Source organism: Pseudobacteroides sp., assembly GCF_036567765.1.
Lineage (GTDB): Bacteria > Bacillota > Clostridia > Acetivibrionales > DSM-2933 > Pseudobacteroides.
Genome location: NZ_DATCTU010000081.1, coordinates 124,787 through 137,786 on the forward strand (window position 1 = coordinate 124,787; position 13,000 = coordinate 137,786).

The window sequence follows — 13,000 nt, forward strand, 5'->3', positions numbered from 1 at the left end:
AAATATTGCTTACATTTTTTGAGTGTGTTTTGACAAGTTTTATTGTCCATCTTTGCATCTTGAAAAGTAATTCATGAATTCATTAATCTCCTCTTCACTTACATACCTGCCTATTTTTGAGAAATAATCTTTTGAAGGAGGATTTAATGCAATCCAATCGTTCTTATTCCTGTCGTACTGAATTATTACATTGTACCTGTAGCTCTTCCTGTATATATACTTCAGTACGGCATATTGTGCCATCTTTGCTAGGTTGTACAAAAGATCCTTAAATCTGCCCTCCACAACTGGGGAAATAAATGTCTCCTGCTCAACATACTCTATTTCTACAATACTATCAACTATAATCCGTCCGTTTTCAAGCTTCGCAAGGTGCACTACCAGATCAAGACCTCTTGCAATATCGGCCTCTGCCACATCGCTGTTGTTGTACATCTCAGTTCGCATCATGAGGTTTCTAAGGTTTGTAACCACCTCAAAGGGGGTCTTTGAGTGAAGAGTAGCTCCGACACCTGCATTAAGCCTCAAGCTAGAGTTCACAAGCTCTGCTACCTCCGCCGGTTTTGTTATCTCACCTACGTATATTACATCCCTGGCCATTTTCAGCATTATTTCAAAGAGCTGGGCAATAGTTCTGTCGGGGTTTTCAATAAGGGTCAGGACATTCTTCCATGGATACTTTTTCCTAGCCTGAAGCTCATTCTGGGTATCAAGTATTCCGATCCCCCACATATCAGGTATCTTTTCCATCATAGCCAATAGGAATGTAGATTTTCCAACACCCATATCAGAGCCTGTCACAAAATGAGAACCCCTGCCCTTTTGGTTCATGGAAAGGAATCTGAACACAAGCTCATTTATGGTGTTGTATGAGTCCCTCATTTCCTCCAAAGTAATTTTTGAAAGATTGAATATTCTTTCGTTGTAATAAAGGTCGCCTTCTGCTGTAGCGTTAAATCCGGCTACAGTAATACGGCTGCTGTTATCCTTTGATGTAACGAGGGTGGGATTGCTCTTATCATAGTTTAGTACTGCATTTCTCGTTGTCTTCTTTTGAATGTTTAGAATGACGTTTTCATCTTCAAACCTCAAAAACTCCAAATGCAGCTTGTTCCCCTTATAAACTATATAAACATAATCCTTGTCTATTATGCCTATTTCACTGATTTTATGATGCTGCAGCGAATCAATTACATCCTGCCCGTAAACATCTGCATAAATAAATGTTGCAAGGAGCTTCAGCTTCTTTGTAAGGTCAAAGCTGTACTTGATATATGCCTCTTCTGAAACTGCGATTTTCCATATATCCTTTTCCAGAACTCTTATATAAAGGTGATATTTATTGATTATTTCAGATATGTCATACAGCTCAATAAGCATTTCGAATATTACCTGAGCACTATTATTCTTAAGTTCCCTGAAGTCTATAAACCTGTTAATGCCATCATCATCGAGCTTATAAAGCTGCTTTAAAATGATTACATACTGATTTATAATATGTGCCCTTACCTCTTTTCTTCCTAATGCCGCTTTGTCCTTATAGCCGGTATAGCGTTGAATCTCTTTCTCTGCCTCTCGCCTGTCAACGTTATAAAGTCTCTGATATTTATCTATATCATTTAATATCTCATCCATTTCCTTTGATATCTTTTTAAATTCTTCAACATTATTAACCTTCAAATCTCCCACCCCTATTTCTTAGACATTACAAAGTAACTTTGCACCGCTATTTCTTAGACATAACAAAATTACGAAGTAATTTTGCATCCTTAATGTTGTCGTGTGAAATAATGATGCGGCATGCATCATTATTTCTTAGACATAAAGAAGGAAAATAATTTTCCCTGCTTGATGCCTATATCCTTTAACTGTATATCAGCACCATATCTTTTTAATAAAAATTCTGTCAGCAAAAGCATTTCTTCATGTACCGATACTGTCCTAATGCTTTTACTCAGTATAAAATTAAGAACCGAGTGGTCATTACATTCATTAATCATTGAAACATCGTAGTTTATAGTAAATACTTCACCTTCAAAGCCCTTTGCTTTTAGCATTCCCTTGATATCGGAAGTCTTAAGATTTATGTTATCCCTGTATCTGTTAACTACATATACCACCTTATCGGAAAACTCCTTATATAGCTGGTTTCCCAACGCTAAATCCACAACATTTTTATATTGATTCAAAACCACCAGAATGACATGGGACCTTTCGAAGAATCTTCTTGTAAGGATGCTGCTTCCAGATATGGTGTCAACAACTACGACATCATAAAGTTTTTCTGAAAAGCTTATCAGTTTGTCTATACTGTTATTACTTAATTCAAAGCACTCATTGGCTATAAGAATGTCCATTTCCGAGTTTATAGATTTTACACAGGTATCAAAATTATCCTCTTTCAAAAGCCCTGCCTCGATAAGGCTTATAAGACTATCTAATCCTTTTAATGCATGGGTATCACTAAAATAATATTCAATATCCTTACTGAATTTATTGATATCTCCAAGCAGCACCTTCCCCTTTATGAGCTTTGTAAGCATAGCGGAAAGGTTAATAGCACTCTGGGTCTGACCCATTCCCTTTTTTGGAGCTGTTACCGAAATCACCATAAGCCGTCTCCTTTATCTTTCCACCTTTACCTCTGGTTTCTGGGAATTATTCTCTTTTGAGGAATCTGATACTGTTCCCTGTTTTAGGCTTTGATTTACATCTCCTTCTTTTACACCTGCATCTCCTGTACTTCCTATGGGGATAATACCGGCTAATGCAGAATCCTTTTCATCTACTTTTATCATTGGGATCTTCTTTGACTGTACTGCATAGTTGAATGTCTTGGCAGATGCTTTTTGGCTTTCATCAATATACAATCTGGTTTCAAGATACCCCAGCTTGCTCGCCAACAAAACATCCCTGTAGCTTGTTTCATCAAGGGCGAATATCAAGGTATAGGAGCTTATTGTTCCGTCCTTTCCCTCCGACTTGTATATTTTCCTGACTTTAGTCTTTGCAACCAAAATGTCATAAGTTCCGTTTCTATAATTGACAATCAAGTCAACTATATTACCGGGTTTAACTTCTTCTGCAACAATACTTCTTACAGCAAATTCCTTTAGCCTGTCATAGTCTCCAAACCATTTTTGCTCTGTAGATAGGCTGTCTAGTATTATCTGCTCTCCAAACCTGAGATCCTCTTTTGTTATTTTATTTTTTAACATATCAATATCAAAGGCTGCATTTGAAGCAACAAAATCATTTGGTATGTCTATAACCTTCACCTTTCTCTTAATTATTTCATCTGTAAGTTGGGTGTACTTAGGAATTCCTTCCTTATCTGCTATCACAGCTATTTTCATCTTAGGCATAGCAGCTACATCAATTTTGGCCCTTATTTCCTTTTCCAGGCTGCTAGTAAGTCCAGGTATCCTAATGTTATTAAAGTAGTATATAGTTCCTGCCATCACCAATAGAAATACTGCAACAAGCAAAATAAATTTTTGAGTTTTGAGCATTAAAATCCATTCCTTTCTGATATGTAAATTAAGGTATGATTAAAAAGTTACTTCCGCTTTTGAGCGGGTGTTGACGAGCTAAGTCAACACATAAGCGAAATTTATAGCGGAAGTTACTTTTTGATCGTACCTAAAACTGCATAAACATTCAAATTATAAAAATGAATTCAATACGAACCTAGCCCTTCCCGAAAATTGATCCTATGAGGCCGCCTATTTTATTGCCTAAAGTCCTTTTAGGAATTATATTAAGATGTGATAATATATTAAGATATTCCTGAGACTGTTTTTCCAAAGCGATTTTAGCATAGAATGAGTTGACGTTTCTATACCTCTCTCTATCCATATGGTAATTGATAGTACCTATATGCTTATTTCCTCCAAAGAAGCCGCTGAGCACATTTTGCGGAAGGTTAACATCCTTCTTGTAGTCAAATGCAATAAGCCTGATCTTGTCTAGAGAAATGTCATTCCTATCCTTCATATACTGAAAATACCCCTCAAAACCCCTTAACTCATCTATGTTTGCTCCAGAAGCAATGAGATTATAATCACTCTTTATTAGTGCTGATTTGCTGTACAGATCATGTATTGAACTGTTCAGACATAAAATTGTAACATCAAAGGTTCTGTATGAGTATTCAACAAGCTTCTCAACATCTAAATCCTTATACTTTTCATAATTGTATATGTCATAAGGGTCTGTAAGGACATATAGATTACTTGAATTCTCAATATTTATGCAGGCTTTTTCCAAGACATCCTGACTGAAAAAATTTCGTTCCATCGCTTCCTTAATCATATTAAATCCGTAATTTTCATCTCTGGAAGAAACATATTTATCAAGTTTAGGTACAAGATTAAGATTTAAGTCGAGATTGGATGATATGAAATCTAAATTAATTAATATTACCTTTAAGTCCGTCAGATTTGTTATTACATAAGCCGCTTCAGCAGCAAACTCCGAATTTCCCAGAACACTTAGCACTAACTTCTTAAAGCTAATATGCGTTTGTCTAGCAACTTCTTTTCTGCCAATTATATTGTCGATACTATGGTTACTGCTTCTTTTACCAGCTTTTTTAAGATCAATTACGAGCTCGGCAATGCTCCCGTATCTTTCATTCGGGTCCTGCCTTGTGCACCTGTTAATGACGCTGTCCAGCTTCTCCGATAAGCTGCTGTCATAAAGCCTTATGGATTTTATCTCATATGGAGGATCATTTGGGCTTTTCCCTGTCACAAGGTGATACAATGTCACTCCAAGGCTGTAAATATCAGTCCTTTCATTGGTTTGACCGCTGCCATACTGCTCTGGTGCGGCGTATCCTCTTGTTCCGATGTAGACGGTATCAAAGTTGGATTCCTCTTTATACTCCCTGGCAATACCGAAGTCAATGAGTTTTATGGATCCATCATTTGTCAAAATTATATTTCCCGGCTTCATGTCCCTGTAGATTATCGGGTTGGGCTTTTGATTATGCAGATAGCTGAGGACATCACAAATGTCAAGTGCAAACTCAATGACCTTTTCTTCTGGATATTTCCCAGCCCTGCCAAGGTCCACATCAAGGGAAGTTCCATCAATATAATCTACGATTATATAAATGTTTTCATCATCCTCAATTATGTCAAAGATTCTTGGGAGTGCAGGATGATTTAGCCTCTTAAGTATGTTAGGCTCAATCAGAATATCTATTCTGGAGTTTTTGTTTATTTCCTTAATAGCCCACAGAGTCCCGAGCTTAACATTCTCAGCAAGATAGACAGTACTCATGCCGCCTTGTCCAAGGGGCCTTAGAATACGGTATTTTCCATCAAAAAGCCCATTATAATTCATATTTATCACCGTTAATGTGGAATTTTGTATTGATTAAAGAATTGACTGGATTTGAAAAATATTGTATGTATTAATTATATCAGAAATTTTTCCATAATTCAATCTATTAAAATCAATAAACCTATTACATTTGTCTATCGCAAATAACGTTAACCGTTCGTTATTTATTCTGCCAAATACAAGATTAATGAAATTTTAATTTAATATCAATTAATCTATTACATTTGTGAAAAATTTATTAATATTTGAAAAATTATATTGAAAAATACTCAGAATAAAAGTAAAATTGTATAGACAAAAAATACATTAATTGGGTAATAAAAATATTAATACTAATACAAACAAAGTGAGTAATAAGTTCAAAGCACAATAATTAATTCATAAATAGATTTGTTTAGTGTTTTAAGGGGTAAAATCAAGTTATGAAAGGTAAGATAAAGCTTATATCGACGGTTTTAATAGTTTCCATATTATTTCAGCTCCAGTGTTCTGACGAGGTAAAAGCAAAAGAAAACATGACTAATAAAGAAATTAAAGTGATTTCAAATAATTATAAAACAACAACAACAATAAGTGGTATTAGCATGAGAGAAACGGATACAACAAAAGAGGAGAGGCGAGATACTCTAGAATCCGTACAAGAAAGCATAAATTTAAAAACCACATTACCTAAAGAGGCAATGGATTTTGTACATAAACTGGAGCTTAAGAAAAAACTATGTAAAAGACTTTTTGAGATTTCTTTAAGTCAGGGTATTGGCAGCGGCATAACAAATACATATTCAGTCGAAGAAGCGGTTGATTTGCTGGTAAGTGAGCTTGACAGCGAGTTAAATAATTCTAATTGCGGTGTTCCAAAGGAAATGATTGCCTCAGTTCTTTTTAGAGAAATAATTTGTTATGATGTATTTGACAAATATGGAGACGGGAAATGGGCTAAAACCTTGGGAATATCTCAGATAAGTGTTAATGGTGCAAGGATTAACGATCAGATTATATCCAAGAAGGAAAATATTCCTCCAAAGTTTTCCAACTGCACGGATGAAGAGGTGGCCGCTATGCTAACTGATGATTTGCAAAACGTAGAGTTTGCAGCTGAAGCCTTAAAATCCAGAGCTTATTTAATGGATTTGGATATACAAACAAAGAATCAGTTTGAAGTGGAAGAAATTTTGGCAGAATACAATGGTTATGAAGGCCAAATTCCCTTTGTTTCAGAGCTTGCAGTAAAAATCGGGCTTGATATCAGATTGCCTGAAATAGGACTTGTGCAATACAAGGAGACCTATGGAAAGGAAACTTATAAGTATTTAGAAGAGTTTAAGGCATACTATGAGGCTATTGATAAGATAGCCTCATAGTTGTTCTTTTTCATTTCTTAATTTGCTTTTCAACCACTCTTATAAAAGTATCGGTATTATTTCCTCTAACCCTCACATCAGGCGTAATTTTCTGACCCATAATATTTTTCTCTTTGACATTCCAGTAGAATGAGACAAGATATATCAAGTATTTCTTTGATTTATTTTCATATACTGTCTGGCCCACACCTTTTCCAAAAGTAGGCCTTCCTACGATGGTTACATTCGGTAAATATTTCTTAAGGCCTAATGCAAGAAGCTCTGAACTGCTGGCTGATCTCTCATTTGTAAAAACAAAAATTTTTTTAAATTTCACAAGGTTATCATCCGAGTAATAGGAATCCATATAGCCATCGCGATATATGAGGTAGCTTGTAGCACATTTAGGGAGCAGCATATCGAGGATTTCATTGGCCGCCTTGGTTAACCCGCCGCTATTATCCCTAAGGTCTATAATTAGATTCTTTTGCTCCGGCTTATCTATCTTGCCAATAGCCTTTTTAAACTCTCTCGAAGTATTGGAGGTAAATGAATTTATTCCTACATAAAATATATCTTTTGCCGTAGATTTAGTTATGATATGGTTGGAATTATCCATACTCATAATCTCATCATAATCCTTCCCTGAAACAACAAACGTAAAAGTATCATCTCGAGCCCTAATTGATTTAATAAACGCCTCAATATCCTTAATAGTTATTTCCTTTTTGGCCGTAAAATTCTTTGATTTTTTTTCGTAATCCTTAGCCTTGTCCAAATAAAGATAGTTCTCTTTAATAAAATCCCAAATCTGTCTGCTTTCAGGCAGCTTCCTTTTTTCTAACTCTTCTTTAAGCTTTATTGCTGTTTTATTGCTTTTATTTATCTTCAAGGCTTTATCATTGTACCCTTCAGAACTTTTATAGTCCTGTAAAATATAATATTCACAAGCTGTCAACGCCAAAATCTGTTCATAATCAGGATTAATATTGAGGATTTTCTTATAACAGTCAATTGCTTCTTTATGAAGGTTTATATATGAGTAACTATCTCCTAAGTACCACAAAATATCAATATTTTCAGGGAACCTTTTTAGCTCCTTCTTTGAAAGAGCTATGCACTCATCATAGTTCTTCATATAGAAACTGGCACTTATTCTATCTACTATTGCATCAATATAGTCCGGCTCTATTGATATCGCCTTTTCAAACATTGCTATGGCTTCTTTAAACCTGCTCTGATTTAAATAAATGCATCCTTTGACATCATATGCAAATGAATTGCTGCTGTCGTCATTTAAAACCTGCTTGCACAATTTCTCCGCTTTTTCATATTCTTCGTTCATTGTAAAATTTTTTGCCTTCCAAAGCTTGGCATAGGACGATTTTTCATTAATAGCCAATGCCTTGTCCAGACATTCAACAGACTCCTTGTATTTCCCCAAATAGTATAAAGAACGACCTTTAAATATGTAGATTTCATGATTGTCCGGTGCTGCATCAATCGCCTTGTCAAAACATTTAATGGAGTCTTCATATTTCCCCATATTGCAAAGGGCGTCTCCCTTACCCGTAAGTGCATCAATATCTCCCTTGTCCTTGCTAATATTAATAGCTTTATCGTACATTTCAATGGCTTCATTATACCTTGATTCGTTATTGAGTATATCCCCTTTGTATATATAAGCTCTAATATTTTTCGGGTCGTACTTAATTGCCTTATCATACAGTTCTAAAGCTTCTGACGGCTTATCAAGGCCCTCCAAAGCATAGCCCTTATTTATAAATGCCATGGAAAGCCTGGGATCTTTCTCTATTGCCTTATCACTATACTCTATAGAATCCTGGTATCTTTCAAGCATATTTAAGGCATAAGAAATATTATTAATGTAAACCGCATTATCAGGCTCAATTTTATTGGCAGACTTATAGTTTTCCAACGCCTCTTCAAACTCTGATTTATCCGACAATATATTTCCTTTGGTGTTGTATATGTCTGCCGCTTTGGGGTCAACCTTAATTGCATTATCACATACCTTTAAGGCTTCATCATACTTTCCCAAGGCTTCAAGGGCCTTTGCCTTTCCACCCAATGCTCCTATCTTTTTTGAGCTTTCATCTAGTGCCTTGTCGTAGTAAGCAAGGGCATTTTTATGATCCCCCTGTTCAAAGTATTTATCAGCTTGTGCCTTGTAAGAATTGGCCCTTATACTATCTGTACAACCTTGAAGAAACATGGGAATTAACAGAATACACAACAATATAATACTTTTCTTCATCAAAAATACCTCACAATACTAAATGGAGAACTTAATAAATAAAAGTGTCCTATGCTACAAACTCAACATTCCTAAATACTCATCCAACTTATTTTTTATAAAATTCTCAAAGGATGTGTTAAGGAATTTTACATTTTGCAGGCTATCAACGTCTACCATTTCCCATTCCCCTATCTTGGAAAATCCTATGCTGTGCCCGTTATAATAATCTCCCAGAAAAACAATGTCTCTTAATTTCTGAGCTTTCTCTTCTCCATATATTTCGGAAGCCTCTACCAATCCTCCATAGAGCATAAAGTAATTATCTCCCATATCACCATATCCTATCTCTTCAAGATATTCAATATAGTCAGCCGGAACACCCGGATGTTTTTTTATAATCTCATTTATTTCATCTTTGGACATCCTTTCGAATGAGCTCCTGGCACCTTTCCTTATTAGCTGATACAAAACATCATCATATCTTCCCATTGTTACTATGTCCTCTCCTTCAATTATACTGAATATTTAATTATAGCTGGAAGTTGATGCACTAAAGTGCTTTGCTACTGTTATTATATCACTCATATTTATTGCCCCGTCCTGGTTCACATCCAAATCCTGCTTATATTTTCCATCCCCTGATGTACTGTTAAAAACCATGGCATAGGCCATAATATCCGACATATTGATTGCTCCATCTCCATTAGTATCCCCAATCCACATCAATATTGGAGAAGTGCTGTTTGATATCTGCACATTACCTGTTACTACGACCTTTCCAATTTCTCTCTTTAAAAAGTTTTTCTTACTTATCGCTATGGTATGTCCGATTGTACTTACAGGAACACCGGAAAGCTCAAAGTAGCCGTTTGAATTGGTTTGTGCATAAATACCTACATTTGGTATCTCAACCCTGAATCCTTCCTTTATAAATTGTGAAGATTGGCTGGAAACCTGGAAATCAAGGGATATATATCCTGTAATTGTATATTTATTTTCTCCCGATGGCTTTGGAGATACTGTCTGTGTGGGTGAAGGCTTAATACTTGTCTGTGCTCCGAAATGCTTAGCCATTCCGGCTAATGCTCCCACAAATGCTGCGTTGTAGTCTATTGCAACCTCAGTATATTGATACTCATCTACACTTTCTTTAAAGGTATCTGTTTTATCAGGTCCTCCTATTAACGCACCCCTTAATACATATTTTGCAGGTGTCTTATCTGCATTATTTTCATATCCCTGTCCCCCTTGTGCTGCCCTGTGGTGTACAAATGATGACCATCTGTTTCCAAAACCTATTTCATAAGACATGTTGGCCGGATTTTTGCCAAGTATATAATCCATCTGGGATTGTGCAAAATCCAAGTACTTCTGATTTGGAGATACCCTGTTGTATAAGAATGCAATCATGGATTCTGCTGCTGCATACCTCAAAACTCCCCAATAATGTAGAACCCTTAAGCCTGCAGGAGTCTTGTCTACTGTATTTAGCCAATAATCCAGATTGAACTCCACTGATGTCTTAAATACAGGGTCACCTGTTAATTCTGCAATTTTTAAATGTACTGGTAGATACATATTGTCCCAGCACATGGTCCATTTGTTTTTCAACGGGTCTTCTTGGTTTATATTTTTCTTTAGGGCGTATTCCTTTGCTTCAGTCATGTACTGTTGGTCCTTTTCTGCTACATAGAGCCAGATTGCCCCCCATGCCAAATCATCATACATGCTTGTTGACTGGTAAAAGAATTGATAGTCCCCTATTTTGGGTGACGCCTTACAAAGCTGGTAAAGCTCCTTTGCTGCCTTCAAGCATTTATCGGCATATGCAGAATCTGTGCTTTTATAGTTTAAGTACATGAGGGCTAATGCCGCAACAGCTTCTCCAACAACATCAGTTGCAGGGTTGCTGGGATTGGCAACATAAAGGGTTGGCCTGTCACCTACCTGAAGCTCTGGTGCTCCCCAATACTGGTGGTCTATTATACCGTCCCCAAACTGATAATAAAAGGTTGTAGGGTTTGGGTGACATCTTAAAAAATAGTCTGTAAAGTATTTTAGCTGTGAAAGCATTTTTTCAGTATTTCCAGTAGCATCAAACACATCCCTAAACTCATAAATTGACCATCCCATAACTGAAGCCGCATACCCTTGCGGCAAGCCGAACTTTACATGGTCACCTGCATCATGATAACCGCCTGTCAGATCCAGTCCAACATCTACACCGTCAGTGATATGACAGGGGCCTGTCCTCCAATCAAAGATGTTATCAACCACAGCATCTTTACCGCACTTGTTTGCATCATAAAATTCGATGGCATACCTAAGTGCAGTGGAATAGTCATAGCTTGCTGCAAACACCTCCGCATTACTAGGCAAAATAGATGTGATTAAAGCCAGCATAATAAAAAATATGCCAACCTTTCCAGAATACTTGCCTGATTTTTTCATACTTATCTCCTCCTAATTTTATTTTATCACAACTATATGTTTTAAAATAATTATTTTACATTTTTAATAGCAAGATATTACACAATCGAGCAAATAATTATACACTGCTGACAGTATAAAATTATTTTTACACTGCAAATGAGCAAAATAATCCACAGCTCAACCTTAATTATTTAAAGTCTAACCTTAATTATTTTAATTTTTCTATTAATTTTTCAGACATAACATTATAAACTTCGTATCCTTTAATATATAGACGCTAATAATATATAACTTTAAATTTCAGCATCTATAAAACAATATTAAAATTTTGGAGGCTCGATTATTATGAATAAAAAATTATATCTTTCGGATACTGATAAAAAATTAGTAGGAGTGTGCGGCGGAATAGCTGAATACCTTGGAATAGACTCAACGCTCGTAAGGCTTATTTGGGTAATACTCACAGTATTTGCCGGACTCTCGATACTATTCTATTTGGCAGCCTGGGTCATTATACCTAGAAAGTACTTTTCATCTGACAAAACATGGTAGCAACCTCAAAAGGCGTTTTAAAAACAACTTATATTGAAAGTAGTTTTTAAAACGCCTAGAAACAACCCTTTATTTCACGATATGCTTTTTAACCATATCGTTTATGCTCTCATCACTAAATTCATTTATTGAAACATTTCTTTTTAATTCCCATGTTTCTGCCAGGGTAGATGACCCTTCCACTTCCATTTTTTCCAAAGGTCCTAATATTTCCATCTCTACAAGGTTGCCATTAGTGTATGTTTCGTAGGAAGACCCGGAATCCGGATAACTCATATTGTGAGCATAATCTGATCTTATAACAAAGAGGTTGTCGTTTCTAACATATGCAGCCCATCCCTCTTCATTATTTGTACCTATCTTAAAGGATTCATCCTTTGCTGGTTTTATATCTAACACCACATATTGGTCAAGCCATGAAACACGTTCATCATTAAAACGAGTATATGGCCATAAAACAATTGATCTGTTTGGCAAGCTGCCTGTACTGCTTTTTGAAAGGGGTATGATCTCCTTTCCTCCCGGTGCCATTACGGTTACACTCCAAGGTGCCAACTCAACAGGCCAGGCATTAAAGTTTGTCAGCTTATGTACGATTTTAACCTTATTTTCCATAGGATCAAGGGTCACACACATTTCTTTTTGTATTTGTGTCCATGGCTCTATATCTTGTGTAACCTTCACTCCGTCTTCAATAGTCTCATATTTTATCGGATTATTATCTGCAATATATGTCCTAGGAACATTTTCAGGGCCATGCCACAACCTATGCCCACCCATGATATTCCACTTGCCATACTTTGAATCTACACTTATTTCGCATTTTTCATAAAATTGATTCTCCCCGCCGATAAAACCGAACCTTATAATTCTGGGACCACAATCTAAAGTTATGACAATATCCACTTCACTATTGGATATTTCAATACATTTGCCAAAACCGGCGTATTCTATCTCGCTAATTTTTACTTTGCTCATTTTACACCTTCTTTAAAAAATTTTATAAATTAAATTAATTAAAAGAGATAAATGTAATACTTTTAATATAGATTATTGTATAACT

Annotated in this window: 10 protein-coding genes; 2 read left to right on the forward strand and 8 right to left on the reverse strand. The window is 35.9% G+C overall.

From position 1 onward, the window contains the following. Window positions 1-39: 39 nt before the first annotated feature. The 4 genes from VIO64_RS12260 to VIO64_RS12275 all read right to left on the reverse strand — a co-directional run bounded on the left by VIO64_RS12260 (window position 40) and on the right by VIO64_RS12275 (window position 5,352). Window positions 40-1,680, reverse strand: coding sequence for an ATPase, T2SS/T4P/T4SS family (locus VIO64_RS12260; protein ID WP_331918567.1), 1,641 nt, complete (start codon window positions 1,678-1,680; stop codon window positions 40-42). A gap of 128 nt (window positions 1,681-1,808) precedes the next feature. Next, entirely contained in the window at window positions 1,809-2,612 is an 804-nt protein-coding gene (locus tag VIO64_RS12265; protein ID WP_331918569.1) for a hypothetical protein, read from the reverse strand. A 12-nt stretch (window positions 2,613-2,624) separates the two neighbouring features. Next, on the reverse strand, window positions 2,625-3,512 hold the full coding sequence (locus VIO64_RS12270) for a hypothetical protein (protein ID WP_331918571.1): 888 nt from the start codon (window positions 3,510-3,512) through the stop codon (window positions 2,625-2,627). 178 nt (window positions 3,513-3,690) lie between these two features. Beyond that, complete coding sequence (locus VIO64_RS12275) at window positions 3,691-5,352, reverse strand: serine/threonine-protein kinase (protein WP_331918573.1); 1,662 nt, start codon at window positions 5,350-5,352, stop codon at window positions 3,691-3,693. A 422-nt stretch (window positions 5,353-5,774) separates the two neighbouring features. On the opposite strand from VIO64_RS12275, the gene VIO64_RS12280 reads away from it, so the two are divergent. Then, on the forward strand, window positions 5,775-6,713 hold the full coding sequence (locus VIO64_RS12280) for a hypothetical protein (RefSeq protein WP_331918575.1): 939 nt from the start codon (window positions 5,775-5,777) through the stop codon (window positions 6,711-6,713). A 10-nt stretch (window positions 6,714-6,723) separates the two neighbouring features. Here the strand turns inward: VIO64_RS12280 and VIO64_RS12285 are convergent, their stop codons facing one another. The 3 genes from VIO64_RS12285 to VIO64_RS12295 are packed head-to-tail and all read right to left on the reverse strand — an operon-like array spanning window position 6,724 to window position 11,403. Then, entirely contained in the window at window positions 6,724-8,970 is a 2,247-nt protein-coding gene (locus VIO64_RS12285) for a tetratricopeptide repeat protein (protein ID WP_331918577.1), read from the reverse strand. Window positions 8,971-9,024: 54 nt separating this feature from the next. Then, a complete protein-coding gene (locus VIO64_RS12290) occupies window positions 9,025-9,441 on the reverse strand; it encodes a hypothetical protein (protein WP_331918579.1) in 417 nt (138 codons plus the stop codon). Between the two features lie 36 nt (window positions 9,442-9,477). Continuing rightward, on the reverse strand, window positions 9,478-11,403 hold the full coding sequence (locus VIO64_RS12295; RefSeq protein WP_414705275.1) for a glycoside hydrolase family 9 protein: 1,926 nt from the start codon (window positions 11,401-11,403) through the stop codon (window positions 9,478-9,480). Between the two features lie 327 nt (window positions 11,404-11,730). On the opposite strand from VIO64_RS12295, the gene VIO64_RS12300 reads away from it, so the two are divergent. Further along, the gene (locus VIO64_RS12300; protein WP_331918581.1) at window positions 11,731-11,937 is read left to right on the forward strand and encodes a PspC domain-containing protein; all 207 of its coding nucleotides are present in this window, start codon (window positions 11,731-11,733) and stop codon (window positions 11,935-11,937) included. 69 nt (window positions 11,938-12,006) lie between these two features. Here the strand turns inward: VIO64_RS12300 and VIO64_RS12305 are convergent, their stop codons facing one another. Next, window positions 12,007-12,915 carry a hypothetical protein gene (locus VIO64_RS12305; RefSeq protein ID WP_331918583.1) on the reverse strand — a complete coding sequence of 303 codons (909 nt, stop codon included), beginning with the start codon at window positions 12,913-12,915 and terminating at the stop codon, window positions 12,007-12,009. Window positions 12,916-13,000: the final 85 nt, after the last annotated feature.